The following is a 23,954-nucleotide window of genomic DNA, read 5'->3' on the forward strand; positions in this document are numbered from 1 at the left end:
AGGTCATCCTTTCCGTTTTCTTCCTCTGTATAATGAGTATAAGAGAAAAAGATAGAAGGGACAAAATATAATGTGTTCATTGACAAAAGCAGTGATACTAAATATAATAAATTACATAAAGTAACTTAGTGTCAATAAATAATCATTTATATAAATAAAAAGGATGGTAAATATGGAAAAGCAGTTTTTTGAAAAACCTGCAACATATGTGGGTGAACTCAGTATTAATGTAACTGACTTGGAAAAATCAATATCTTTTTATAAAAATGTACTTGGATTCAGTGTGCTGGAACAATCAGCACGTAAAGCAGTATTAACAGCAGATGGGAAAACAGCTTTGCTGACACTGGAACAGCCTGGAAATGTGCAGCCAAAACAAGGTAGGACGACTGGTTTGTTTCATTTTGCAATTCTTGTACCGACACGCGCGGACCTCTCCAGCTTTTTGACGCATATCATTAAGCAAAGAGTTCAGTTAGGGGCGTCTGATCATTATGTAAGTGAAGCATTGTATCTTTCGGACCCGGATGGAAATGGGATTGAAGTATATCACGACCGTCCGGCTTCTGAATGGAAATGGACGGATGGCCAGGTGTCCATGGGAACAGAACAGTTGGATGGAGACAGTCTGATTGCAGAAAGTACAAAAGAATGGAATGGAATGCCGAGCGGGACAATAATTGGCCATATTCATTTACATGTTTCTCATCTTTCGAATACGGAGGAATTTTACATTGGTGGTCTTGGGTTTACCGTCGTTACGACTTATGCTGGTGCACTATTTACGTCCACCGCTGACTACCATCACCATATCGGATTAAATGTGTGGAATGGGGAAGGTGCTAAAGCTCCGGCGAAAAATAGTGTTGGCCTGAACTGGTATACACTCGTTTTTCCGGATGCGGACGCAAGAAGGGCCGCTGCGGAGCGCATCGAACAAATTGGTGCCCAAGTGAAAAGGGAAGAGGATTATTATATAGTGGAAGATCCGTCTGGTAATGTCATACACATGCACATTAGCTAATATACGGGATTGTAAAAGCGAGGGAGAAGCTTATCCCTCGCTTTTATATATCAACCGCACAGCAAAAATAGCGCAGTGCAAGCTATGCACTGCGCTATTTCTCAAACAATTATATATTCTCGTACCATTTCCTGGCTGCTTCTACTTCACCCATCGTTAACTGATGTCCTTTATCCTCCCAGTGCAGTTCTACGTTCGCATTTGCACCTTCAAGTAATGATTGGAGTTCTTTGGATTCTTCGGGTGCGCAAATAGGGTCGTTCGTACCAGCACCAATAAATACATTTTTTCCTGAAAGGTCTGGTAAATCAATTCCTCTTCTTGGCACCATTGGGTGATGCAAGATTGCTGCTTTTAATGTATCCTGATAATGGAAAAGCAAGCTGGCAGCGATATTAGCGCCATTGGAATAGCCAATCGCTACAATATTATTCCGGTCAAAATTATTTTCCTTAGCAGCTTCATCAAGAAATTCATATAATTCTTTTGTACGGAAGATAAGATCCTCTTCGTCAAATACGCCTTCAGCTAATCTACGGAAAAAGCGTGGCATGCCGTTTTCCGAAACATTTCCACGTACACTTAAAATATTTGCTTCAGGGTCAATTCTTTCTGCAAGGGGAATTAGATCTTGTTCTGTTCCGCCAGTGCCGTGTAATAATAATAATGTCGGTCTTGATTGGTCCTTTCCTTGTTGAAAAATATGTTTCATGATTCATTTCCCCTTTCTGGTTCCTTTTTTCCAGCCCTTTTCAGCAAATCAATTAGTGTTTCTTTCTCTTCTGTTGTTAGATCTGAAAAGATTTCTTCAATTACTTTTTGATGCTTTGGAAAAATGTCATCCATGACTGTTTTTCCCTGTTCGGTAATTTGGATATATACAACGCGGCGGTCTTCTTTACAATTACTTCGTTCAAGTAAGTTTTTAGATTCTAATTTGTCGATAACATAGGTGATCGAACCTGTGTTAATGAGGACAGCGTCAGAAATTTGCTTGATTGTTTGCCGGCCTTTGTGATATAAGGCTTCTAAAATAGTGAAATCCGATGTCTTCATCCCATGTTTGCTAATATCTTTTTTAATTTGTTCCTGGATGGATTTCGAGGACTTCATTAAAACAACAAATGACTTTAATGATAAATTCTCGCTCATGTCATCACCTCCGCTATTTGTTCTTAATTAATTTATATTTAATTAAATGTAATTTTAGCCTATAGATGTATGAATGTCAAATGATATAAATATTGTGCCGCAGCTCCTAATCTCTTGCAATTCCATATATCATCTTTAACGCTTAATACTCACAGTTGGTTCAGATGTTTTTTAACTACCTAACATTGATTTTAACTCCCACCTCCTTATTCGTCTAGCTTTCGCACAAGCGCTATAAAAATTACATAAACTGACTAAGAACCTGCGATGAGATGAAGCAATGTATCAATGAGAAAAAGCCCTTTTCTTGGTAACAGGTGCAATTTTGATTTTGTTTTCTCTAACTTTATCAATCTTTAGAATAAAACACTATATTTCAAAAAGAGCAACGCATATAATTTCGCGTTGCTCTTCTTTGGTTGTTTTTATTACATAGTTACTCAGGTGTTCGGATAATCAAAACATCACATGTAGCTGAACGTACGATTGATTCAGAGACGGAACCAATTAAGAATCGCTCAACCGTATTTAAGCCGGTAGCACCACAGATAATGACATCAGCCTCAACTTCATTAGAGATTTCATTCGTAATAATGCTCCTTGGAGAACCGTGTTCGATTACTGTATTTACATTTTCAATACCTTCAGCCATGGCTTGTTCCTTGTAGCCACTTAAAAGTTCCTCTGCTTGCTGCTGTGCTTGGTCAATAATGGAGCGGTTAGTCACAACTGAACGAGTATCAATTACGTTTACAATGTTTATGATGGAACCTTCATATCGTTTGGCAACATCAATTGATTTGCGAAATGCGTATTGCGCTGTTTTTGATCCATCTACTGCTACTAGAATATTTTTATAATAATTTGCCATTCTCCTAAACTCCTTTTCATGTAAACTATCTTCCATTCAATTTTAACGTAATCTATTTTTTTAAGCCTGTGATAAGATTAGCATATCATTGTATTGTCAAACTGATTGACAATAAGAGACAGACTTTGTATAGTGAATCCCGAAGAAATCGATAGGAGTGAATCAGTTGGATTCTGAATTAAAAAACCTGGATTTAATTGATGTGTTGAGCGAGCGCCATCTTCAACTTCGAAAAATAACGGAGGAATTATGGAATGAAACGAGTGATATTTATCTATCAAATTCAGAGTGGTTCATTATGGCAAGAATATATAAAAGTAAGCCTACCATCGCTTATGTTACCAGACATGTGGACATTTCCAGGCAAGCAACCCATAAGTTTATCAAAAATCTCGAGTCAAAGGGATTAGTTGAAATAAGTAACGTAAAAAACAATAAAAAAGACAAATTAATACGGCTAACCGAATTAGGCGAAGTATGTTATGAAAAAAATGAAGAGCTGAAGGCAAATATGGAGCAAAAAATTGCTGATAGAATTGGTCATGAGCAATTACGGGTTCTTAAAGAAATTTTAAAATCGGATTGGGGATTATAGTTTCATGTGAACGAAGGCAATGGAGACTCGGTTATGGCATGCCTCCCTTGCCAGTGTTTAAAGACTTGGCCTGCCTGACAAGGTCTGCATAGTAATCACCCCTGCTCATTCATGCTTGAGCAGGGTCTTTTCTCTTTTATGAAAATAAATCATCAATGTGCTGTACTTCTTTTTCCGTTAATTGAACGTCCAATGCTTTTAAATTATTTAAGACTTGTTCTGCATTCTTAGCCCCTGGAATCACTGTATCAATGGAATTACGTGTTAGATACCAAGCTAGGACGACATGAGCCACTTCTGCTTGTTTTGCAGTGGCTATTTCACGTAGCTGTTCCACTTTTTCCAGATTTTGTTCGAATGCTTTGCCCTGCAGGTGAGGCATTTTGGAGCGGAAGTCGTTAAATGTTGTATTCTTTGTATATTTCCCAGTTAAGATCCCTGATGCAAAAGGAAAAAATGGGACATAGGAAATTTTATTTTCCACGGTATATGGAAGATAATCCTTTTCAGCCTCACGATTTAATAAATTGTAATGCCCCTGATAAACATCAACATAGCCATCTCGGTTTGCTTCTTTTAACTGATCCAATGAGAAATTCGAAACACCAATGGCCCTAATTTTTCCTTCATCTTTCAATTCTTTTAACGCTCCAACTGCCTCAGCTTTTGGTGTGTTTTCGTCCGGTTTATGAATGTAAAACAAATCAATATAATCTGTTTGCAACCGTTTTAAGCTTTCTTCTACGGTTTGCTTTAAGAAGGCAGGGGAGTTATCAATTATTTGCTCGTCACCAATTAATTTTTGCGCCCCTTTTGTAGCAAGTACAATATCATTCCGCTTCCCGGTTTGCTTCACAGCTTCACCAACTAGTTCCTCTGAACGTCCTTTGCCATAGCTGAATGCCGTATCAATAAAATCAAGGCCGGCATCTACTGCAGTACGGACGACGTTTTTATTGTTATCTTCATCTAAATTTGGATAAAGATTATGTCCGCCAATCGCATTAGCGCCAAGTCCAATTGGATTTACATGTAAATCTGTTTTGCCGATTTGTACTTTTCTTGTCATTTGTGTCAAAAACTCCTTTTCTAGCTGATATTGTTTATTTTCCTATTATTTTATTGTATTAAACGTACATTTTTAATTCAATGCCAAAAAACTGTGCAACGTTTAACTCATCCTACAGGGGGAATAGAACAAACAGATCGATTGAAACGGAGGAGTTTACAATGAAAATCGGAATTATCGGAGCATCAGGTAAAGCAGGAAGTTTCATTAAAAAGGAAGCTTTAGATAGAGGAAATGTTGTAACATCAATTGTAAGAGATGAAGCAAAATTAACAGGAAAAAGTGATTTTGTTATAGAAAAGGATATCTTTGATTTGAAAACAGAGGATATTAAAGATCTCGATGTGCTGGTGAATGCATTTGGCGTACGTGAGCCAGGGAAAGAACACCAACACGAGGAAGCAGGCAGGGTCTTATTGGATATCGTCAAAGGAGCCCCTGACACAAGATTAGTTGTCGTGGGTGGCGCAGGAAGTCTATTTGTAGATGAGGCAAAAACGACACAATTAATGGAGACGCCTGATTTTCCAAAAGAGGCTTATCCAACCTCCGTAAATCAAGGGAAAAATCTGAAGGAACTAGAGCAGTCCAGTGGGATCAATTGGACTTTCATCAGTCCTGGCGCATTCTTTGACCCGGAAGGAAAAAGAACAGGCTCTTATCAAAAAGGGAATGATATACTTATCACAAATGCAAATGGAGAAAGCTATATAAGCTATGCAGATTATGCCATTGCAGTTCTTGATGAAATAGAAACTCCAGTGCATAGTAATGAAAGATTTGCGGTTGTTGGAGAAGCCGAGTAATAGAATAAGGGCTAGCAAGGAGTAACATTTTGCAAAAGAAGCTGAACTAGGTATACAAGCTCATGAGGATGAGGACTATCAAACGGAAAGGGGATTCTTATTGATGACTCAAGAAATAGCAGGTATTAAAATTCCAGATTCACAATTGGCGAAAGATGCTGCGGATATTTTACGTGAAGATGGCAATGATCTGATATGGAATCATTCAAACCGCGTGTTTTTATTTGGAGCGACCAATGGAAAAAAAGAGAAACAGAATTATGATCTAGAATTGCTGTATGTCAGTGCATTATTCCATGATCTAGGTTTGACAAAAAAATATAGTAGCCCGGATTTACGGTTCGAAGTGGATGGTGCAAATGTAGCCAGGCAGTTTTTACAGCATTATCAAATTCCAGACGACTCAGTCCAACTTGTCTGGGATGCGATCGCACTACACACGACACCAGGAGTGGCTGAACATAAACAATCTGAAGTAGCATTACTTTTTTCTGGTGTTGGTTTAGATGTAATGGGAGATGGGTTCGAGCAATTTCCTTGGGAGAATCGTGAGGAAATTATAAAAGCTTTCCCACGTAACAATTTCAAAAAGGAAATTATTCCTGCGTTTTATGAAGGGTTCAGGCATAAGCCAGAGACCACCTTTGGCAATATGAAAGAAGACATCGTCAAACACTTTAGACCCGAATATGAAAATAAAAATTTCTGCAGTTGTATTATACATTCGCCGTGGAAAGAATAAGGACTAGTTACGAGGTCTGTCTCTCACTACGTTAGCACATTAGCGTAATGAGAGATAGGCTCTTTTTATTCGGTTGCTTTAGAAGCGGAGTGATGAAAAGCTGGTATCTCATGGGAGCTCTTAATGGGAAGCCAGCTTTAAGTTATAATAGTTGAATGGTAAAATGATACATATATAGGAAATAGGAAGTAAAGAATATTTATAAATCGATAAAAGGAGTGTGTTCATAATGACTGGAGTAGAAATTGATATGATTGTTACAGACAGCATTAAGGCATTGGAATTATACGAAAAAATATTTGATGTTGAGCGTGTGGAGGTTACAGATTTCCCTAAAGGTGAAAATGAGGTCATTTTTAGCCTATACGGGGTGCGTTTTCACATGCTGGATGAAAACCCGGAATTTCAGTTGATTGCACCAAAACCGGATAATCCTCAAACAATTTGGTTTAACATTATGGTCCCTGACATCAACGAAACTTATTCCAATGCAATGAAGACAGGCTGTACGGAGCTTCAGCCGGTGACTGAAATTCCTGATTTCGGCGTGTCAAATGCGATATTCAACGACCCTTTTGGCTATCAATGGATGCTGCATCAAATATACAAAGAAGTGAGCTTTGAAGAACGTATGCGACTTTTTGAGGAAAAAAGGGAGGATTAATAATTAATGTAGATTATTAGACTAAATAACATCTTCCAGAAAGGAGGCAATTGATGGCTGATAAAGGAAGAACAGTTAAAGAAGTTGATCAGTTTATAGGTGACTTGCCACATGATATTCAAAACATCACAGCTTCTTTAAGGAAAATTATTCTTAATTCTTCCTCAAAACTTAGAGAAGAATTAAAATGGTCGATGCCTAATTATTCGTATAATGGATTAGTTTGTTATCTTCAAACTTCCAAAAACCATGTTAATCTTGGTTTTCATAAAGGTAATGAACTTCAAGATAAGGACAATAACAAATTATTACAAGGTACAGGGAAAACAATGAGGCATATTAGAATAAAAAAAGCGGAAGATATTCAGACAGAGGCTTTTACCTCACTCATTCAAAAGGCAGTGGCATTGAATGAAGATAAAGCGATTTAGGAGTTGTTTTCATGGCTTCTTTTTTTTTTGAATTTAAAATACGTTAAGTTATTTTGAAAGTTACTAGGCTACTAATAGATGCATTAGAGGACGGCAGATTAATCTCTGCCGTTCTCTAACGCTTTTTTTCTAGCCAAAAGTTCCTTAAATTCCTGATCCAATTCTTCTGATGGTTCAATACTGAGCCTGCTGAGCGTGTCAGATATTTTCGTTTCCAATAGAAGTAATTCATCTTCCAGCGGGTCAGCTTCAGCCTGTGGAACATGGTTTTTATATTCTTCATAGGTTCCATCAAATAAATGAATCTCCTGGTGTTCAATTGTTAAAACGCGGTTAGCAATATGTTGGATAAAGCGGCGATCATGAGTAACAAGCAGTATGGTTCCCACGTAATCCAGCAGGAGTTCTTCCAACGCTTCAACTGCTTCGATATCAAGAAAATTTGTTGGTTCGTCTAATAGTAAGGTGTTTATATCGCTGACAAATAGTTTGGCAAAAGCTACCTTAACCCGCTCCCCACCACTTAAAACCTGCACTTTCTTATATACATCTTCTCGAAAAAAGTGAAGCCGAGCCAGCACGGTTCGAATTAAGGTTTCGTCTTGATTAGAGGAAGAGTTTACATTTTCTAAAATGGACTCATTTAGGTCCAACACATCTAAATTTTGGCTGAAATATCCAATTTTCATAGCAGGTGAGATGGTAATACCTTCGTCCTCATTCACTATCTTTTTCAATAAAGTCGTTTTACCACTGCCATTTTTTCCGAGGATAGCTATTTTGTCGCCGCCTTTAATGTGAAAATTCGTTGCTTTCCAAAGTGTTCGATCCTCTATCATCCCTGTGACATCATCCCATCGTAAAACAATTCGGCCTTGAAATGTTTCTTCATTAGGCAGATACATCTTAATAGGCGGAGATTCCTTTATTTTCTCTACTGTTTCTAATTTCTCCAATCGAGTTTCAATGGCTTTTGCCGATTTTCGAAGCTTCTTTTGTTTGTTTGCATAGTAAGGCTTTGCACCAGTGATTTTTGCTTCTGAAGAGCTGACATTTTTCGGTACTTTCGTTGCTCTACTTGCTTTTTGCTCTTTTAGCTCCAATGCATTTTCAAGTTGCTGTTTCTTTTTTACATAGTTTTCGTAGGCATTTTCCTGTTGTCTACGCTCTAATTCTTTTTGTGCGGCGTAATCCGTGTAATTACCTTTGTATTCCCTGAGTATTCCATCATCTATTTCCCATATTGTTGTACATAGAGAATCCAGAAAAGCACGGTCATGGGAAACAATAACGAGAGCTGCTTGTCGGCGCAATAACTGATTTTCAAGCTTTTCAATATGTTCGGTGTCAAGATTCGTTGTCGGTTCGTCTGCCAGTAAGATGTCTGTTTTTTTGGCTAATGCTTGATTGATATATTCTTGAGTTACTTCACCGCCACTTTTTGTTGTATTTGTGTTTTTTAGCTGTGGAAGCAGCTCGCGTGTTGAATTCGAAATCACTGTGCCTTCACTGGATTGTTTCTGCCCGGCTAGTATTTCTAATAAAGTTGTTTTTCCACTTCCGTTGGTACCGACTAGGCCAATACGCTCATTGTGTTGAATAGCCAGATTCGCCGCATCCATTAATAGCCGCTCTTTTACATAAATTTTTAAATCCCTGGTTTCTAATATAATCATAAATTCATCTCCATTTCTTGCGTTGTGGAGACAAACAAAGTGCCTCCTATCCATTTTCAGAATAGGAGGCACGGGTGCACACAAAAAGAGGTTTATCTCTTTTGAAATCACACAAACCAATCCTATTCTGAAAAATCAAGTTGACGGCATACGAAATAAAGCAGAGGGATCTGCTGAAAATAGGCCTTCACTTGTATGTTTTCAAAAAAATAGGATTAGTACTTCATGTAATTGGATCACCCTTTACGTTATTAGTTAGTATTATTATAAATGAGATGGAGTATTCTGTCTATAGTTATGAGCATGATAAACGAAATCCACTAAGGAGGTGAGGTGACCTTAAATAGAAGTCTGCCATGAACAGTGTATAATTAATTGCTCATCCTTGAATCCGGCACTAATCTCACCATTCATTTTTAGCATTAGACTTTTTACGATGGAAAATCCTAATCCGGTACCTTTACCTGACCGAGTTTGATCCGCCATATAAAATCGATCGAATAACCGGTCCACTTCATCTTCTGTTAAATTATTGGCGGCGTTACGAATAGTAAAACTCGCTGTTGATTCTTTTTCCTCAAGGGATATGGTTATATTGCCTGTTGAATGGGTGATCGCATTTATAATTAGATTTTCGATCACTCTGGTCACAGCCGATTGATCCGAGGTTATAAAAATATCATGATCTGAGATGTTGATGATCGGTTCTATGTTATTATCTTTAAAACGGTCAAAAAAACTCATTAATATGTCTACTGTTAAATTCTTTATATTGATTCGTTCAGATTTTAATTGATAATCCATGGACTCAATAACGGAGAGCTCAAAGAAATCATTTAATAATGTTTCTAGTCTTTTTGCTCGCTTTGTTGCAATGGATAAATATTCCCTTCTTTCGTCATCTGTAACATCATCTGATTCAGCCAGCTGGATATATCCTAAAATAGATGTTAATGGTGTCCGTAAGTCATGGGACATATTAGCAACTGCTTGTTTTAGTTCATTTTCAAAACGCGTTTTTTCACTATTTTCTTGAACATATAAATCAATAAGGTGATTCACTTCTGTTCCAAGCTTTTCCATATCTTTATCCAGTAGTATCATATCTATCTTTTTGTTTGTTGTTTGTCTGTTATAGTTTTTCAGTTGGTCTGTTATGTTCTTCATTTCTTTTTTTAATGAAAAAATACGAATGAGAAAAAGTACAGCTATAATTGTTACGATTATTGTTATATAGAACATTTTTCCTCATCCGTTTCTTTAAAGTTATTTTATTTCTTTTCTGTTAAAAATAATAATCCCACATACAGCTATAATAATTAATGTCATTAATGCAATGAGTATGGACGTTATAATCTCGCCGTTTGTCATTGTAACCTTAAATACCTCATTAAATTGATTGAAAATGGAATTCACATAAACCGTGGTTATAAATTGTGACTTAGGAAGTTTCTCGATTGCAAACATAATGATTGTTAAAGCAATAGAAAAAATGATTGTTTTTCCACTATCCTCTGTAATGATTGCAATCAACATCGTAATTGCAGTATAGGCTATGAACTGAAGCGTGAATAAGCCTAACGCTCTTCCTAAATACTGCAATGCAGGGAGACTCAATATATCCCCGTGTCCCAATAAGATGACTTCAAAAACAGCTGTTAGTAATGGAATCAAGATCGTAACAATGATGGAACCAAGGGAAAAAACAAGGAACTTTGCAATAAATATTTGGCTCCTTTTTCTACCACTTATGATTTGGTTTTTAATGACTCTTGTTGGTAAAAACTCAATAGAGATAAAAAATCCCACAAGTGAGCTGACAATTAAATTGAAAAATAAAGGTATTGTAAATACACCTAGTGCATTAAATTCTTTTAGTCCAACCTCTGAAAATGGGGACGTCATATGCCACCATTCAATAATTACTAAATAATGTAACAATGCACTTAAGCCTGTGATGGTTACTATTAAGACCCAAAATGTTTTGTTCCGCAGTAATTTAAATAATTCTGCCTTGATGAGATTACTCATGGTCTGCACCTCCAACAAGCTTTGAAAAATAGCTCTCGAGGCTGTCACCATTTTGTGAGAGATGTTCAATGACAAGATCGTTGGCTGTTAATGCTTTCGAAACAGTGCGAATATCATCAAGATAGTCGTATAATTTGATCATGCCATCAGCTATAACCTCATAATCAGTAGTGGAAAGATCATTCTCCAGTACCGTTGCACCCATATTGGGGTTATCAACTTTTATGCGTAAATGCTGTTTGCATTTTTCATCCAGCTCTTCTGCTGTTAGTTGTTCAAGTAGCCTTCCTTTATGAATAATACCGTAGTTTGTTGCAAGCTGATGCAATTCACTTAATATGTGGCTCGATATTAAAACAGTTAGCCCTGTTTCACGATTTAGCCTTTTTAGTAGTTCGCGTAGCTCAATAATACCCATTGGGTCTAATCCATTTGTTGGCTCATCGAGAATTAAAAACTCCGGGCTACTTAGTAAACAAATAGCAAGTCCGAGCCTTTGTTTCATCCCAAGTGAAAAGTCTTTTGTTTTTTTCTTCCCTGTATCATTAAGACCAACAAGATCTAATGCTCTCTTGATACAGTCTTTTCCAGGGATGCCTTTTTGCAACCGATGTACTTCCAGATTTTCGTATGCAGTCATATTCGGAAAAAGTGCAGGCTTTTCTACTATTGCTCCGATTCTTTTTTGCGCTTGTGTGAAAGATTGGTTATTGCCAAATAGCTCTATCGATCCGCTTGATGGGAAGGCGAGTCCTGTAGCTATACGCAGCATTGTCGATTTGCCAGCACCATTTTGACCAATGAATCCATAAATTTCTCCCTTTCCAATTGTCATATTGATATCTTTAAGGGCGAAATCATTTCTATACTGTTTTGTGAGATTATTTGTTTTGAGAATATATTCACTCATATCTATAATAGCCTCCTTTATTTGCTATAAAGGTAGTGTAGGATAGAAGTCATAAGAAAGGCTTAAGATAATGCTTAAGAAAATCTTAAGATTTAATACGATAGCCCATTCCCCATATGGTTTCTATATATTCTTCATCTGGGTTTGCTCGTGCGAGTTTATTCCTTAGGTTGCTCATATGAACATTAACCGTATTATCATCACCATGAAACGTTTCATTCCATACGCTTTCAAACAAATTGGATTTTGAAAAGACCTTTTTTGGGGACGTGAGCAAGAGGACTAATATTGCGTATTCTCGGGCGGTCAATGTAAGCATTATGCTATTTACTTGGACATTTTTAGACTCCAAATCGATCAAGATATCTTTATGTGTCAATTCTTTTTTTCTGGGTATGGTATTTGCGCGTTTAGACCTTCTCAAATTGGAATCAATTCGTGCAGACACCTCTTCAACATCAAAAGGTTTTGTAATATAATCATCGGCACCTGATCGTAATGAATTGATTTTTGTCTGCTGTTCTCCCTTTGCTGAAATAATAATTATCGGGACATTGCTATAGGCATTGACTTTTTCAAGGATTTTTTCTCCAGACATTCCAGGAAGCATTAAATCAAGCAGCATTAAATCCCATTCTTGTTTTTCCAGATAAAGCATAGCTTCTGTACCGGAATATGCGGGCTGGGGGAGGTAATTGCTTTTTTTAATAATTCGACATAATAATTGATTAATATCATTGTCATCTTCTACGACTAATATATTTATTTGCTGTTCCATTTTTATTTCAACCTCCTCTTTATTGTACGGTCATTGTCCCTATATCAATGGGAAGTGTGTCCTTAGAGGTAACTATATGTACCGTGTTATTCGTCTCTGCGTCAAAATTGCTTAGTTCTCCTTGGTAAACTAATTCAAATCCGGCTACATTCTCTAAGTCATGAGGCGTAACAAGGGATAAAGCTTTTTCAAAATCAATAATACCAGATTCCTTTAAAACCGTTGCAACAAATTGGGAACAGAAAAAGGCGTTCTTCCTTTTCAGTTGTTTTTTGAATGCGATCGCGAATAAGCCTAAAAAGTTATATCGATAGTTGTGCTTTTGTTCATCTATTTTCTGTAAGTAGTCATGTGCTTTTTGAATTTGAGTTTCAGAAACAGTACAACTATAAATGGCGCATCTTGCTTGCTCTAGTAGACCTGCTTGAATATCTTCTTTAACAAAACCCCCGATAAAAGGGTTTTTAGGTCTTTTTCTCCCAAAACTATAGACTTCTGAGAAGTTGGGATCAATAGATATGGATGCATGATTATACAGTTTCCTTGTATATAGTTTTATCATTTTTGTGAATAATGTTCCTGTATCTGTCAATAGTATATACACCTTTTGCTCATTCATCAAAATCTCTCCTAAAAATAACATCATACTACTACTATATAAGCGAAAACATAAGAAATACTTAACGGTATCATTAAGAAAACCTTAAGAATTCGGTTAAATATGAGAGGGAGTTTTAATAAAAAATCCTTTAATAAACCAATATATGTGATAGTATTTCCTTAAAAGGAAGCTAAAAAGGAAGTGTAACTCATGACGCTATCAGAGGAAGAAGTTATAGAAAAAGCGAAGAAACATGGATTGAAATTAAGGCAGGATTCACTAAAATATAATGAATCTGGGCTTGATTTCCAAGTGGTGTTTGCAATAAATATTGAAGGAGAACACTGGGTTCTCCGTTTTCCAAGACGCAAAGATGTAATTGCTAAAGCTAATAAGGAAAAAGAAATACTGGATTTCGTGGAGCCTCGAATACCTATGCAGACACCAAACTGGGTTGTTTTTTCAGAAGAACTTATTGCATATAGGCTATTAGATGGTATACCGGCCGGCACAATTGATCCGGAAGCAAAAGCATACGTATGGGAAATCGATGAGAAGAATGTTCCTGAGCTATTTCATGAAACGCTTGGAAGTTCAATGGCGGCATTGCATCAAGTTAGTCATGAAGACGCAAAACAAGCGGGATTATCTGTGCAAACCCCTGAGGAAATAAGAATATCTATGAAAGAAAGAATGAAAGAGGTAAAAACTGCATTTGGTGTGGATGAAGAGCTATGGGATCGCTGGCAAACATGGCTTGCTAATGATTCGCTTTGGCCAAAACAGACAGCACTCATTCACGGGGATTTACATGCTGGACATATTTTAATTAATAAAAATGCTCGAGTTACTGGTTTCATTGACTGGACAGAAACACGTGTTGATGATCCTTCAAATGATTTTGTAGCACATTTAGCAGTTTTTGGGGAAGAGGCTTTAAAAAAATTAATTCAAGCATATGAAAATGCTGGTGGTTATGTATGGTCATCGATGTTCGATCACATTGTTGAGCTTCAGGCTGCAAATCCTGTTGCCATTGCTGAATTTGCGATGATATCTGGTTTGGAGGAATATAGGGAGATGGCTAAACAGACACTTGGAGTGGGAAAGTAATTTAAAGTTTGAAACCTTCAAAAGTAACACTACCTCCGAAAAAACCACAGAACAATACAATAAATAGTGGTATACTAGATATAACTAAATATTTTGCCTTATGGTGACTTTGATTAAAAAGTTGAAAAGGGAAGTTGGTTCGATTCCAACGCGGTCCCGCCACTGTGATGAGGAGAACTCTTTTTGTGTCCACTGTTTCTGTAATGAAATGGGAAGGGAGAAGGGTTTGATGATTCTTAGCCAGGAGACCTGCCATAAGGAAGAACATTTAAATCCTACGGGAGATAGGAAGGTGTTGCGAGAATTAATTTCATGTAAATGAAGCTTTTTTGTTCGCATTTTAACATCTTCTAAGATAGAGGATGTTTTTTAATTTCTCGGGAGGCAAGATTATGGAAAAAATAGCAATTCAAGAATCGAAAACCGTTCAGACTCGATTAGTACTTCCACCGGATACGAACCACTTGGATACAATATTTGGCGGTAAAGTGCTTGCTTATATCGATGAAATTGCAGCATTAACAGCAATGAAGCATGCAAAAAGCGCTGTAGTGACAGCGTCCATTGATTCTGTTGACTTTCTTTCAGCAGCGAAAGTAGGAGATTCCCTGAGGTTAGAAGCATATGTGACATATACAGGGACAAGTTCTATGGAAGTGTTTGTAAAAGTCACCGCACATGATTTAATAAAAAATGAGGAAAGATTAACAACAGAATCTTTTCTGACAATGGTTGCTGTAAACGAACAAGGCAGTCCCGTTCCAGTACCAAACGTATATCCTGAAAGCGAGGAGGAAAAACAGTTACATAGAACCGCGCCTTCAAGAAAAGAAAACCGAAAAAGGCGGGCTGCTATTAGATAAATGATAGAAGGTGTATAATTAATATGTAGGGAATGATAACGAAAGGAGCAATAAACATGAAAGATCAGTTAATGAAAATGCTGGAAGATCGAAAAGATGAGATGATCGACATTCGCCGTTATTTGCATGAGAATCCGGAGCTTTCTTTTGAAGAAGAGAAAACAGCCCAGTATATTGTTGATTTTTATAAAAATAAAGATGTGGAAATTCAAACAAATGTGGGAAATGGTTATGGTATTATTGTCACAATCAAAGGAGATAAACCGGGGAAAACGATTGGTCTAAGAGCAGATTTTGACGCACTGCCGATCGTTGAAGAGGCGGTCGTTCCTTTTAAATCAAAAAATGAAGGGGTTATGCATGCGTGCGGCCACGATGGTCATACAGCTTACTTACTGATTCTCGCTGACTGTCTTATTCAACTGAAATCCTCGCTTTCAGGTACAATTAAAATTATACATCAACACGCAGAGGAAACGCCACCAGGCGGAGCAAAAAGTATTGTGAATTCAGGGGCACTTGATGATGTGGATAATGTTTTTGGCGTTCATTTATTTCCAACAGATCCTGCTGGAACAGTCGGATACAGAAGCGGGTATACAATGGCCGGGAGATCTTATTTTAAACTGGCGATTCAAGGGAAGGGCGGACATGGGTCTTCCCCGCATATGGCAAACGATGCGATTGTCGCGGGATCCCATTTTGTTACGGCAGCTCAAACGATCATTAGCCGTCGCTTAAATCCTTTTGAAATGGGCGTTGTTACGATTGGTTCATTTGACGGAAAAGGAAGCTTCAACGTAATCAAAGATCGTATTGAGCTTGAGGGGGACATCCGATATATGAATAGTGAAACACAAGAACGGATTGATAAAGAGCTTCACCGTATTGTTGCTGGAATTGAAGAAGAATTTGGTGTGGAGTGCGAGCTCACATACAAAGACGATTATCCAGTCTTATATAATGATCCTGAAGCTACAGAAGTTGTCAAATCTAGTTTGGAAATTATGGACGACCCTGACATTAAGGAAGTTAAAGAATATCCAAAATTCTCAGGTTCAGAGGACTTCGCATACTATGCAGATAAGATTCCAAGCACGTTCTTCTTTATTGGCTGTAAACCAAAAGGGGTAGAAGATCCGTACTTTAATCACCATCCCAAATTTGATATTGACGAAGACGCACTCCTGGTTGCTGCAAAAGCAGTAGGACAGGTTGTGTGCGATTATTATACATTGGAATAATTTAGGAGTTTGCGTTCCCCGAACAGTGCCTGTCACGCCCCGAAATTTGTCGAACTAAAGCGCCCATCCGTTTTTGCGGATGGGCGCTTTAGTTCTTTATTCACTTTTCACAGAATCGCGTGATTTATCTTTTTCAAACAAGACTAGCAATCCTGGAAGCAGTACACCTCGAATTAAGAAGGTATCTATTAGAATACCGACAGCCACAATAAATCCGAATACAAACAATAGCTGAATAGGCTGTGTCATCAATACGGCAAATGTTGCTGCTAGAATAATGCCGGCTGAGGAAATAACCCCACCTGTATTTGCAACCGCAATTTCCACCGCCTTTTTAATAGGATACTTTTCCCTTTCCTCCATAAATCTCGAAACAAGCATGATATTATAATCAATCCCAAGCGCTACGAGGAAGATAAAGGCATAGACCGGAACCCTGTTGCTTATTGTATCGATATCAAAGAAAAGACTTGTTAGAAACATGCCTAAACCTAATGCAGCAGCAAAAGATACTAAAATTGTACCCATCATGTACAGTGGCATTTTAAACGATCTGGTTAGGAAAATCAGCATTGCAAAGATTAATATTGTCTCCAGTACGATGATGAGGATCAAATCGCGGTTATTGAGCGACCGATCATCTACAGATGTAGCTGTTTCACCAGCAAAGAATAGATCACCATTCAAATTACTTGCTTCGACAATGGCATCTGAATCATTTCGAATGGTTTCTAAAGCGTCCATGGTCTGCGCCTCATATGGGTTTTCTTCGAATGTCATGCTGTATGAAATGACTGTCTCATCGTCCATCATTTGGTCGACTCGAACACTGCTGACAAGTGGCTGTTCAGATAGATTTTTCATTAATACTTCTTGTTCGTCCTCGCTGACAGCTTCCTTTCCTTCAAACAATACAGTGGTGGGTGCTAGACTGCCTGCCTCGAAGTTTTCTTCCACTATTTCGTATCCTTCTCTGGAGGGCATATTCTCAGGGAAAGATTTTAAAATATTAAATTCATAATCCAGATTTAAACTGTTGCTAGCCGATACAAGGATGAAGAGGCCAATGATTGAAACAGATACGATCGGTTTTTTTGTAACAAATCTGCCTACCTTGCTCCAAAAGGAATTTGTTTTTACAGGGCTTTGCCCAACACGTGGAATCAATGGCCAAAATGACTTTCTTCCAAAAAACGTAAATAGGGCAGGAACAAGTGTCACGGATGCCAGCATAATGACAACAAGTGTTGTTCCAAAAATGGGAGCAAAATTTTGATAATCGCCCAGTGAAGCGAAAATTAAAATAAGCATAGCTGCCAGCACCGTTCCACTTGAATAGAAGACCGGTAATCCGGTTCCGCGCATAGCTATCTTCATCGCATCATGCTTATTTTCATGGGTTTTCAATTCTTCCCGAAAACGTGAGAATACGAATAGTGAATAATCAACAACGGCCGCAAACAACAAGATCGTCATAATGGATATGGACTGGGTACTCATCAAGAGGCCTGCTTTTCCTAATAACCCCAATAGCTGTGCCACGATTAGATATACAACACCTGCCGCTACCAAAGGTATTAAAGCTAGAAGCGGTGAGCGGTATATGACGACTAATAAAACAAGTATGATTCCTACTGTTGACATAATTAGAACAAGGTCTGCTCTGGAAAAGAGATCATTGGTATCTGTAGCAATTCCAGCAGGCCCTGTCACATATAAATTCAAATCTGTATGTTGATCCGTTAAATGTTGAATTTGATTTAGCGTATCTTTTATCTCTGGTGTATCTAGCGTGTTGTTTAAATGGAGTGGTATTAGTGCTGTTGACTCATTCTCTGAGAAAAAACCTTCTGTAGCTTGAGGAGGCAATTCTCCCAGTGGAATAACTTCTTCAATTCCAGTAATATTTTCTGCGTCAATAGCATTAAACAGATCGGTCAGCTCGGATATCTCTATTTCACTTTCAGTTGATTCGAAGACTAGTAGAGCTGGTAAATTATTACTGTCTTCAACGTATGTATCTACTTTTTCACTCGCTACAACTGATTGTGCATCTTCAGGCAGTGTTTCAATACTGGAGACCTGATAATCCTGCGCACTAGGGGCAAACGTTGCTAATAGAACGGTAATAAGTGCCCAAATGCCCAGCGTAATCCACATGCCTCTTTTCGTACTAACACGATCCGTGACTGATTGTAAGACATTTTTCATATTTCAATTCCTTTCATCTTTATAAATTTTCAAAGTGACGTAACTGTCACCTTGATATTATCATTGAAAGTGACGGTAGTGTCAAATACTAATTTGTAAATATCCCATGTGTTAGCATCGTTTTAATGGAGGATACCCACTGGGAATAAGGTATGCTGGCATGGTTTGGAATATCAACCGTTTGGAAAATAAAACCTAAAATCAGGCTATCCGGTAGTGTTGGGTTTAGAAGGTTTTCTGTCTTCCCTAACTGAACAAAATGTTGTAGGGTGGCATACATCGTCTGATGCTGTTTATCTAAACGCGCTTTATTTGCTTTGACTTTCTCATTAATCTCTGTTGGAATCTGATATGCCATCTCCCTAATTTGATGGATTTCCCTGTCCTTGAAAATAATATATAAAAGGTAATCAAACTGATCCTCGAAATTTTTATATGTATTTATTTTTTGTAATTCGTTAAGGAAATGATTCATCTCTTCCACCATATAATCGGTAATTAGCTCGTCTTTGTTCTCATAGTATTTATATAAAGTACCTCGTGCAATATGTAACCGTTCCGCTACTATACGAAAGGTAAACCCGGCATAGCTGTACTCAAGCAGGGCTTCTTTTGTTGTTTGATATAATTCTTCCTTGGTAAATTTTCGCTCGCGTGCCATATACTCACCTCACGTTTTATAATAAAGGAATGCTTTTTGATCCATGAATTTGTTTGGTCTTCTTGGTATATTATAATGAAATTGTGGCTGTTCATGAACATGTTCGTTTTTTAAAGTTAGGGGGATCCATAAATGGCTAACTGGTTGAAGAGAATTTTGGGTATGGAAAAATGCTATATTTGTAATAATAAGGCAGTGAAACCACGCACGTATATTAATGATGAGGGTGAAAAGGTTCCTGTTTGTTTCAAATGTGTAACGTATGCGGAAAGACGCGCAATGAAAAAAGTCCAGTGAATAAGGATGTTTAAAAGGTTTCTTGCTGATAAACTGAAATTGGAATATAGAATTATTAAATTTAGTTCATTTGATCAATTGTATTTCTAAAAAGCTTACTGAATTTTTCCCGGTCCTCTGCTGTAAATGGCTTTGGACCTTTTGTTCGTTTTCCGCTTTTTCTTGCCATGGAGCTAATGTAGCGTGTTTGTAAGAGGTGGTCGATATTTTCATTTGTATACGTGAAGCCTTTATGATGAAGTACGGTGCATCCTTTTGCTAATCCAAGTGACGCAAGGCCGTAGTCCTGTGTAATGATAATATCGTCTTTTTGGGCAAGTTTCATAATTTTATAATCCGCAGCCTCGGCTCCAGTATCAACATACACCGTTTCCACTCCATCTTCCTCCTCATCGTGAGAAAAATGCGCAAAGCTTTTAACAAGCACGACAGGGATCCCTGCATCTTGAGCTATTGAAACGACAATATCTTTCACTGGACTAGCATCTGCGTCAACGTAAATTTTCATTGAATTCACCTATTTTTCTTATGTAAGTTGGTAGTATAAGTTGATTTTATCAAATAAAAACGGCAAAAGCGATAAAAGGTATGTAATAGATTTGAAACCCAATGGATGGTAATTATTAAAAAATGTTGCGATTTAATAAAATAAATTGTATAATAAATTTAAATAATTAATTTGGAAAATTAAATTGAATTGTAAATGCAAATTATTCCCAAATAGAGGTGATATCAAGATGGATAAACGAGAAACAATGGAAATTAATTTAAAACAGCAAAAAGTCATTTCTGATCCACTACGGTCACGCATTATTGCACTTTTGTATGAAGAGCCAATGACGCCAAAACAGACAGCCGATAAGGTAGGGAAGAACCCTGGAACGATCTATTATCATATTCAGCAACTTTATAAGCATGACATTTTAGAAATTGATCATGTGAAAACAGAAAAAGGGATCGTTGAAAAATATTACCGGGCAAAGGCAATGGTGTATAAAAACACGGAAAAGGAAGCTCCTGCTAACCATGTTGGCGGCAGCCAATCACATATGTATCTATCTGACAAATTGCTAAAAGAATTAAACGAAGAAGTCCAGGAACTGTTTTTTAAGTACGCGCATTTGTCTTACAAAGAGACAGCCGAACAAAAGGCGTATGAGGTTGATTTCCGTATTAAAGAATATGAAGATGAGGAGCGGGGAGAATGAAAGCATTCTTTTTCGAACGGAATTTCCTGATATTATTGTCTGGTGTATTTATTAACGGTATTGGTGGCGGCGTTTATGCTGTATCCGGGATGCTGCTTGTTCTGCATTTAAGCGGAAGCGTCCTCTATTCAGGCTTTGCATTTTTTGCTGTTTCACTTGCGACCTCGATGGGGTTTCTTGTCGCGCCTTTAGCAAATTATTTCAAGTATAAAAATGGGTTAGTCATCTGCGGTTTTTTGAAAGCAGCGTTGCTGTTTACGATTCCATTGTGTTATATGACCATTGGCCTTAACGTCTATTATGTCATTTTGCTATTGTTTGCGATTTCCCTCCTTTCTCAATTCACCTATCCTATTGAATCGACTATTCTTCCTATCATCGTTGGGAAAGACAATGTCATTCAAGCCAATTCTTATTTACACACTGTCCGTGAGGCAATGGATGTTGTATTTGTTGCTGTTGCGGGAATTCTTGTTGCATTCATAGGATCTGTTCAAGCGATTTTAATTACGGCTATTTGCATGTTATTGTCCGCTCTTGCTTATACCTTATTTAGTTTTCAACAGCCTGAAGCCACTAAAGATAAACAATTTGACAATGTACTGGATGTATACAAAAGTGATCTAAAAGCAGGGATTGGCTATATACGAAATTCGCTTATCCCAAAGATGATCGTATCCATTGTATTCATAAACTTTGCAATAGGAGTAATGACAACAAATTTGCCTGCTTTTTCGCTCATTAAAGGCGATGGTAGTGAAGCAGCATATGGCTTTTATATGGCGGCCATGTCACTTGGGGTAATGATTGGAACGATTGTTACGCCGAAAGTGAAAGAAATTGGATTTGGACGGCTAATAATTATTAGTTTTTGTGGTACCGGTTTACTGTGGGTGGGTGCATCTCTTCTTCCACTGATCCCATCACTTATACTTTTTAGCGTGGGAACAATCTCCATTGGAATTATTAACATATTGGTATTTTCTGCCATTCAGCAACAAGTAGAAACGGTGTTCATTGGGCGGGTAATCACCGTATTAGCAAGTGCATCATCAATCGGTACTCCTTTTGGTGCGCTTGCTGGAGGTGTCATTGGTGAGATGTTTACTCCAGTTGTACCAGTCTTTATATGCGGAATAGCAATGTTCATCTTTAGCTTTAGCTGGCTAAGCAGTTCCGTGCTGCGAAAGCTTCCTAAAATCGATGAGGCGGAGTTGTTTCCTGTGAAACGGGTGGAAGAAGCTTGATGTTTGATTAAGTATATAGGAAGGGGTTGATTAATACACAGTTTTCTTAATCAACCCTATTTTTTATATTCCACCTAGAAAATGATCAATTTCTTCTGCAATGAGCTCGGGTTCCCAAACATGAATATAATGACCTGCATCTATGTATAAATAGCTTCCATTCTCAACTTGCTCTGTGTAATCAGAAAGCATTTCACGCCAATTTTCTATTCCGACATCTGTTCCATCAGATATGAAAAAATACATCGGTGTTTCGGCAGGAAGACCTTCATCGCCAACCTTGGATGCGTTCGTTTGTATCTGTTTTACCTCTTCTTGCATATTTGAAGTTAGTGTTCTTCTGTAAAAAATACTTCGATATATATCTTCATCCTTGGACGATAATTGTTCTGACTGTATGGCCGCTGACCCATTTGCAACATTAGGGAATAGTCGCAGTAATCCGGTTCGAGCTGCAAAACCTGCGACTGACTGTATAGAGGAAGAAGGGACTTCCATGGCTTGATAGCTTCCTGGAATAGCCGGATCAAGTCCAATAATAGCTTCAACTTCTTCGGGATATTTTTGTGCCCAATGAATAGCCTCGATGCCTGACATCGAATGAGGCGCCAATACGTATGGTGGTTTTTCACCAGCAAGATCTAATGCTGAACGCGTCTCCTCCAGGATAAAATCGATATCCCTTGGGACGTCAGCAATTTCGCTCCATCCATATCCTGCCTTTTCAACAACCGCAATTCGGTATTTCGGCAGCAGCTCAGACCAAAGGGGTTTGAAATCAAGTGTGGGCGAACTTGTTCCACCTCCTGCCATGAAAACAATGGTTGTATCACTTTTTCCTTGTGTATATACATGCATGTCGTGCCCGTTAACTGTTACCATTTGCCCTGGATGAGGCGTGTTTTTAATCTCTTTAGCAGTTGCGAATTTGTTATAGATCCATGATCCAATGATTATGAAAACCAGAAGTGCAATGATAGATAAAACAATTAATATGGATATTTTCTTCATTTTGATCATCGCAGTTGATCTTCCTTGTAATTTAAATTTTTAATTTTCCCACTACCAATTATAACATATTACGATATATATTCAGGGTATAGTTTAAGAATTTTAAAAATGTGAGGAGAACCTAAATAAAGGCTCTTTTCGTAAGTATTGTTGTTTTTAAATCTTCGCAGTTGATATAAAAGACGACGTAAGTGCTTGTTGAATTCCGCTCCGGACGTAAATTGAAATTAAGATAGTTGACGTCGTCTTTGATATCTTTTGTGTCAAAAAAAACAATCTTTTAGAAAAGAGCCTAAATAAAAAGGAATGCGCTATCATATTATGAGAAGCTTTATTTCTTTTCCAATGCTTAAAAGTAAGTTATTATGGCTGAAATGCTAGTGATTGGGTTATATTTTACAATAACTTAAGAAAGGGGATGAGCATATGAATCAAAAAGTAATCATTAATGATTTAACAATCAACGCAGAGAACTACCATGAAGAAACGGTTACGAAAGAAGGGAAAGACCTGCTTAAAATAGGTTTTGATTTTAAAGTAAGAAGCGACGAATCTCATGATGTAACCACGCTACTTTATAAGAACGATTTTACTGTTCAGGTACCAGGAAGAATACCCGAATTCTCCGCAACCATTTATAAGTATTCCACATCAATTACGAATCTGTCTGAGGAAGGAGCCGTTGGAGATTTCAAGCTGGAGTTAATCGAGAAAGTATAATTTGTCAACGGATTTTAGCTGGGCACCAG

Annotated in this window: 27 protein-coding genes and 1 riboswitch; of the genes, 13 read left to right on the forward strand and 14 right to left on the reverse strand. The window is 37.6% G+C overall.

Annotation, left to right across the window (positions count from 1 at the left end; genetic code table 11):
• The first annotated feature begins 172 nt into the window (after positions 1-172).
• On the forward strand, positions 173-1,024 hold the full coding sequence (locus tag KFZ58_RS02060) for a VOC family protein (RefSeq protein WP_235793214.1): 852 nt from the start codon (positions 173-175) through the stop codon (positions 1,022-1,024).
• A gap of 109 nt (positions 1,025-1,133) precedes the next feature.
• On the opposite strand, the gene KFZ58_RS02065 is transcribed toward KFZ58_RS02060, so the two are convergent.
• The 3 genes from KFZ58_RS02065 to KFZ58_RS02075 all read right to left on the reverse strand — a co-directional run bounded on the left by KFZ58_RS02065 (position 1,134) and on the right by KFZ58_RS02075 (position 3,047).
• Positions 1,134-1,739, reverse strand: a complete 606-nt coding sequence (locus KFZ58_RS02065) for an alpha/beta hydrolase (protein ID WP_235794635.1) — start codon at positions 1,737-1,739, stop codon at positions 1,134-1,136.
• The gene (locus KFZ58_RS02070; RefSeq protein WP_235793215.1) at positions 1,733-2,176 is read right to left on the reverse strand and encodes a MarR family winged helix-turn-helix transcriptional regulator; all 444 of its coding nucleotides are present in this window, start codon (positions 2,174-2,176) and stop codon (positions 1,733-1,735) included. The genes KFZ58_RS02065 and KFZ58_RS02070 overlap by 7 nt, the downstream gene beginning before the upstream one ends.
• 436 nt (positions 2,177-2,612) lie before the next feature.
• Positions 2,613-3,047 (reverse strand): universal stress protein, encoded by a 435-nt coding sequence (locus KFZ58_RS02075; protein ID WP_235793216.1) that lies wholly within the window; start codon positions 3,045-3,047, stop codon positions 2,613-2,615.
• 166 nt (positions 3,048-3,213) lie between these two features.
• Between KFZ58_RS02075 and KFZ58_RS02080 the strand changes: the two genes are divergently transcribed.
• A complete protein-coding gene (locus KFZ58_RS02080) occupies positions 3,214-3,642 on the forward strand; it encodes a MarR family winged helix-turn-helix transcriptional regulator (RefSeq protein WP_235793217.1) in 429 nt (142 codons plus the stop codon).
• Positions 3,643-3,778: 136 nt separating this feature from the next.
• On the opposite strand, the gene KFZ58_RS02085 is transcribed toward KFZ58_RS02080, so the two are convergent.
• Entirely contained in the window at positions 3,779-4,711 is a 933-nt protein-coding gene (locus tag KFZ58_RS02085) for an aldo/keto reductase (RefSeq protein WP_235793218.1), read from the reverse strand.
• Between the two features lie 161 nt (positions 4,712-4,872).
• Between KFZ58_RS02085 and KFZ58_RS02090 the strand changes: the two genes are divergently transcribed.
• The 4 genes from KFZ58_RS02090 to KFZ58_RS02105 all read left to right on the forward strand — a co-directional run bounded on the left by KFZ58_RS02090 (position 4,873) and on the right by KFZ58_RS02105 (position 7,354).
• Complete coding sequence (locus KFZ58_RS02090) at positions 4,873-5,517, forward strand: NAD(P)-dependent oxidoreductase (RefSeq protein WP_235793219.1); 645 nt, start codon at positions 4,873-4,875, stop codon at positions 5,515-5,517.
• A gap of 103 nt (positions 5,518-5,620) precedes the next feature.
• On the forward strand, positions 5,621-6,259 hold the full coding sequence (locus tag KFZ58_RS02095; RefSeq protein ID WP_235794636.1) for an HD domain-containing protein: 639 nt from the start codon (positions 5,621-5,623) through the stop codon (positions 6,257-6,259).
• 229 nt (positions 6,260-6,488) lie between these two features.
• Positions 6,489-6,923, forward strand: a complete 435-nt coding sequence (locus KFZ58_RS02100) for a VOC family protein (protein ID WP_255695015.1) — start codon at positions 6,489-6,491, stop codon at positions 6,921-6,923.
• Positions 6,924-6,976: 53 nt separating this feature from the next.
• Positions 6,977-7,354 carry a DUF1801 domain-containing protein gene (locus tag KFZ58_RS02105; protein WP_235793220.1) on the forward strand — a complete coding sequence of 126 codons (378 nt, stop codon included), beginning with the start codon at positions 6,977-6,979 and terminating at the stop codon, positions 7,352-7,354.
• A 98-nt stretch (positions 7,355-7,452) separates the two neighbouring features.
• Here the strand turns inward: KFZ58_RS02105 and KFZ58_RS02110 are convergent, their stop codons facing one another.
• The 6 genes from KFZ58_RS02110 to KFZ58_RS02135 all read right to left on the reverse strand — a co-directional run bounded on the left by KFZ58_RS02110 (position 7,453) and on the right by KFZ58_RS02135 (position 13,368).
• A complete protein-coding gene (locus KFZ58_RS02110) occupies positions 7,453-9,030 on the reverse strand; it encodes a Vga family ABC-F type ribosomal protection protein (protein WP_235793221.1) in 1,578 nt (525 codons plus the stop codon).
• A gap of 339 nt (positions 9,031-9,369) precedes the next feature.
• Positions 9,370-10,272 (reverse strand): sensor histidine kinase, encoded by a 903-nt coding sequence (locus tag KFZ58_RS02115; RefSeq protein ID WP_235793222.1) that lies wholly within the window; start codon positions 10,270-10,272, stop codon positions 9,370-9,372.
• A gap of 24 nt (positions 10,273-10,296) precedes the next feature.
• Positions 10,297-11,061: an ABC transporter permease gene (locus KFZ58_RS02120; protein WP_235793223.1), complete on the reverse strand. Its 765-nt coding sequence runs from the start codon at positions 11,059-11,061 to the stop codon at positions 10,297-10,299.
• Positions 11,054-11,971: an ATP-binding cassette domain-containing protein gene (locus KFZ58_RS02125; protein WP_235793224.1), complete on the reverse strand. Its 918-nt coding sequence runs from the start codon at positions 11,969-11,971 to the stop codon at positions 11,054-11,056. Before KFZ58_RS02125 ends, KFZ58_RS02120 begins: the two co-directional genes overlap by 8 nt.
• Positions 11,972-12,056: 85 nt before the next feature.
• The gene (locus KFZ58_RS02130; RefSeq protein ID WP_235793225.1) at positions 12,057-12,749 is read right to left on the reverse strand and encodes a response regulator transcription factor; all 693 of its coding nucleotides are present in this window, start codon (positions 12,747-12,749) and stop codon (positions 12,057-12,059) included.
• A 19-nt stretch (positions 12,750-12,768) separates the two neighbouring features.
• Positions 12,769-13,368: a hypothetical protein gene (locus KFZ58_RS02135; protein ID WP_235793226.1), complete on the reverse strand. Its 600-nt coding sequence runs from the start codon at positions 13,366-13,368 to the stop codon at positions 12,769-12,771.
• Positions 13,369-13,560: 192 nt separating this feature from the next.
• Between KFZ58_RS02135 and KFZ58_RS02140 the strand changes: the two genes are divergently transcribed.
• The 3 genes from KFZ58_RS02140 to KFZ58_RS02150 all read left to right on the forward strand — a co-directional run bounded on the left by KFZ58_RS02140 (position 13,561) and on the right by KFZ58_RS02150 (position 16,570).
• The gene (locus KFZ58_RS02140) at positions 13,561-14,463 is read left to right on the forward strand and encodes a macrolide 2'-phosphotransferase (RefSeq protein WP_235793227.1); all 903 of its coding nucleotides are present in this window, start codon (positions 13,561-13,563) and stop codon (positions 14,461-14,463) included.
• Between the two features lie 84 nt (positions 14,464-14,547).
• A riboswitch (cobalamin riboswitch) is annotated at positions 14,548-14,734 on the forward strand.
• Between the two features lie 121 nt (positions 14,735-14,855).
• Positions 14,856-15,326 (forward strand): acyl-CoA thioesterase, encoded by a 471-nt coding sequence (locus tag KFZ58_RS02145; protein ID WP_235793228.1) that lies wholly within the window; start codon positions 14,856-14,858, stop codon positions 15,324-15,326.
• A 56-nt stretch (positions 15,327-15,382) separates the two neighbouring features.
• Complete coding sequence (locus KFZ58_RS02150) at positions 15,383-16,570, forward strand: M20 family metallopeptidase (RefSeq protein WP_235793229.1); 1,188 nt, start codon at positions 15,383-15,385, stop codon at positions 16,568-16,570.
• Positions 16,571-16,666: 96 nt separating this feature from the next.
• Here KFZ58_RS02150 and KFZ58_RS02155 read toward each other — a convergent pair whose 3' ends face one another.
• Complete coding sequence (locus tag KFZ58_RS02155) at positions 16,667-18,781, reverse strand: MMPL family transporter (protein ID WP_235793230.1); 2,115 nt, start codon at positions 18,779-18,781, stop codon at positions 16,667-16,669.
• A gap of 88 nt (positions 18,782-18,869) precedes the next feature.
• Positions 18,870-19,442, reverse strand: a complete 573-nt coding sequence (locus KFZ58_RS02160) for a TetR/AcrR family transcriptional regulator (protein ID WP_235793231.1) — start codon at positions 19,440-19,442, stop codon at positions 18,870-18,872.
• 132 nt (positions 19,443-19,574) lie between these two features.
• Between KFZ58_RS02160 and KFZ58_RS02165 the strand changes: the two genes are divergently transcribed.
• Entirely contained in the window at positions 19,575-19,739 is a 165-nt protein-coding gene (locus tag KFZ58_RS02165) for a hypothetical protein (RefSeq protein ID WP_235793232.1), read from the forward strand.
• Positions 19,740-19,800: 61 nt separating this feature from the next.
• Here KFZ58_RS02165 and KFZ58_RS02170 read toward each other — a convergent pair whose 3' ends face one another.
• Complete coding sequence (locus tag KFZ58_RS02170; protein ID WP_235793233.1) at positions 19,801-20,247, reverse strand: YaiI/YqxD family protein; 447 nt, start codon at positions 20,245-20,247, stop codon at positions 19,801-19,803.
• A 229-nt stretch (positions 20,248-20,476) separates the two neighbouring features.
• Between KFZ58_RS02170 and KFZ58_RS02175 the strand changes: the two genes are divergently transcribed.
• Both KFZ58_RS02175 and KFZ58_RS02180 read left to right on the forward strand, forming a co-directional pair.
• Positions 20,477-20,947 (forward strand): ArsR/SmtB family transcription factor, encoded by a 471-nt coding sequence (locus tag KFZ58_RS02175; RefSeq protein ID WP_235793234.1) that lies wholly within the window; start codon positions 20,477-20,479, stop codon positions 20,945-20,947.
• Entirely contained in the window at positions 20,944-22,194 is a 1,251-nt protein-coding gene (locus KFZ58_RS02180; protein ID WP_235793235.1) for an MFS transporter, read from the forward strand. The genes KFZ58_RS02175 and KFZ58_RS02180 overlap by 4 nt, the downstream gene beginning before the upstream one ends.
• A gap of 63 nt (positions 22,195-22,257) precedes the next feature.
• Here KFZ58_RS02180 and KFZ58_RS02185 read toward each other — a convergent pair whose 3' ends face one another.
• Complete coding sequence (locus KFZ58_RS02185) at positions 22,258-23,214, reverse strand: alpha/beta fold hydrolase (RefSeq protein WP_235793236.1); 957 nt, start codon at positions 23,212-23,214, stop codon at positions 22,258-22,260.
• Positions 23,215-23,631: 417 nt separating this feature from the next.
• Between KFZ58_RS02185 and KFZ58_RS02190 the strand changes: the two genes are divergently transcribed.
• Positions 23,632-23,925: a DUF3219 family protein gene (locus KFZ58_RS02190; RefSeq protein ID WP_235793237.1), complete on the forward strand. Its 294-nt coding sequence runs from the start codon at positions 23,632-23,634 to the stop codon at positions 23,923-23,925.
• Positions 23,926-23,954 lie beyond the last annotated feature (29 nt).

Origin of the sequence: Virgibacillus sp. NKC19-16 (genome assembly GCF_021560035.1) — a bacterium.
Lineage (GTDB): Bacteria > Bacillota > Bacilli > Bacillales > Amphibacillaceae > Virgibacillus_L > Virgibacillus_L salidurans.

What these genes read in the sequence shown, in the direction of transcription:
- KFZ58_RS02135 (WP_235793226.1), bottom strand. Translation starts at nt 13,368, where the DNA reads ATGAATGAGCAAAAGGTGTATATACTATTGACAGATACAGGAACATTA.
- KFZ58_RS02110 (WP_235793221.1), bottom strand. Translation starts at nt 9,030, where the DNA reads ATGATTATATTAGAAACCAGGGATTTAAAAATTTATGTAAAAGAGCGG.
- KFZ58_RS02075 (WP_235793216.1), bottom strand. Translation starts at nt 3,047, where the DNA reads ATGGCAAATTATTATAAAAATATTCTAGTAGCAGTAGATGGATCAAAA.
- KFZ58_RS02115 (WP_235793222.1), bottom strand. Translation starts at nt 10,272, where the DNA reads ATGTTCTATATAACAATAATCGTAACAATTATAGCTGTACTTTTTCTC.
- KFZ58_RS02100 (WP_255695015.1), top strand. Translation starts at nt 6,489, where the DNA reads ATGACTGGAGTAGAAATTGATATGATTGTTACAGACAGCATTAAGGCA.
- KFZ58_RS02130 (WP_235793225.1), bottom strand. Translation starts at nt 12,749, where the DNA reads ATGGAACAGCAAATAAATATATTAGTCGTAGAAGATGACAATGATATT.
- KFZ58_RS02085 (WP_235793218.1), bottom strand. Translation starts at nt 4,711, where the DNA reads ATGACAAGAAAAGTACAAATCGGCAAAACAGATTTACATGTAAATCCA.
- KFZ58_RS02175 (WP_235793234.1), top strand. Translation starts at nt 20,477, where the DNA reads ATGGATAAACGAGAAACAATGGAAATTAATTTAAAACAGCAAAAAGTC.
- KFZ58_RS02170 (WP_235793233.1), bottom strand. Translation starts at nt 20,247, where the DNA reads ATGAAAATTTACGTTGACGCAGATGCTAGTCCAGTGAAAGATATTGTC.
- KFZ58_RS02125 (WP_235793224.1), bottom strand. Translation starts at nt 11,971, where the DNA reads ATGAGTGAATATATTCTCAAAACAAATAATCTCACAAAACAGTATAGA.
- KFZ58_RS02180 (WP_235793235.1), top strand. Translation starts at nt 20,944, where the DNA reads ATGAAAGCATTCTTTTTCGAACGGAATTTCCTGATATTATTGTCTGGT.
- KFZ58_RS02160 (WP_235793231.1), bottom strand. Translation starts at nt 19,442, where the DNA reads ATGGCACGCGAGCGAAAATTTACCAAGGAAGAATTATATCAAACAACA.
- KFZ58_RS02095 (WP_235794636.1), top strand. Translation starts at nt 5,621, where the DNA reads ATGACTCAAGAAATAGCAGGTATTAAAATTCCAGATTCACAATTGGCG.
- KFZ58_RS02120 (WP_235793223.1), bottom strand. Translation starts at nt 11,061, where the DNA reads ATGAGTAATCTCATCAAGGCAGAATTATTTAAATTACTGCGGAACAAA.
- KFZ58_RS02140 (WP_235793227.1), top strand. Translation starts at nt 13,561, where the DNA reads ATGACGCTATCAGAGGAAGAAGTTATAGAAAAAGCGAAGAAACATGGA.
- KFZ58_RS02185 (WP_235793236.1), bottom strand. Translation starts at nt 23,214, where the DNA reads ATGATCAAAATGAAGAAAATATCCATATTAATTGTTTTATCTATCATT.
- KFZ58_RS02155 (WP_235793230.1), bottom strand. Translation starts at nt 18,781, where the DNA reads ATGAAAAATGTCTTACAATCAGTCACGGATCGTGTTAGTACGAAAAGA.
- KFZ58_RS02145 (WP_235793228.1), top strand. Translation starts at nt 14,856, where the DNA reads ATGGAAAAAATAGCAATTCAAGAATCGAAAACCGTTCAGACTCGATTA.
- KFZ58_RS02150 (WP_235793229.1), top strand. Translation starts at nt 15,383, where the DNA reads ATGAAAGATCAGTTAATGAAAATGCTGGAAGATCGAAAAGATGAGATG.
- KFZ58_RS02060 (WP_235793214.1), top strand. Translation starts at nt 173, where the DNA reads ATGGAAAAGCAGTTTTTTGAAAAACCTGCAACATATGTGGGTGAACTC.
- KFZ58_RS02090 (WP_235793219.1), top strand. Translation starts at nt 4,873, where the DNA reads ATGAAAATCGGAATTATCGGAGCATCAGGTAAAGCAGGAAGTTTCATT.
- KFZ58_RS02105 (WP_235793220.1), top strand. Translation starts at nt 6,977, where the DNA reads ATGGCTGATAAAGGAAGAACAGTTAAAGAAGTTGATCAGTTTATAGGT.
- KFZ58_RS02070 (WP_235793215.1), bottom strand. Translation starts at nt 2,176, where the DNA reads ATGAGCGAGAATTTATCATTAAAGTCATTTGTTGTTTTAATGAAGTCC.
- KFZ58_RS02190 (WP_235793237.1), top strand. Translation starts at nt 23,632, where the DNA reads ATGAATCAAAAAGTAATCATTAATGATTTAACAATCAACGCAGAGAAC.
- KFZ58_RS02165 (WP_235793232.1), top strand. Translation starts at nt 19,575, where the DNA reads ATGGCTAACTGGTTGAAGAGAATTTTGGGTATGGAAAAATGCTATATT.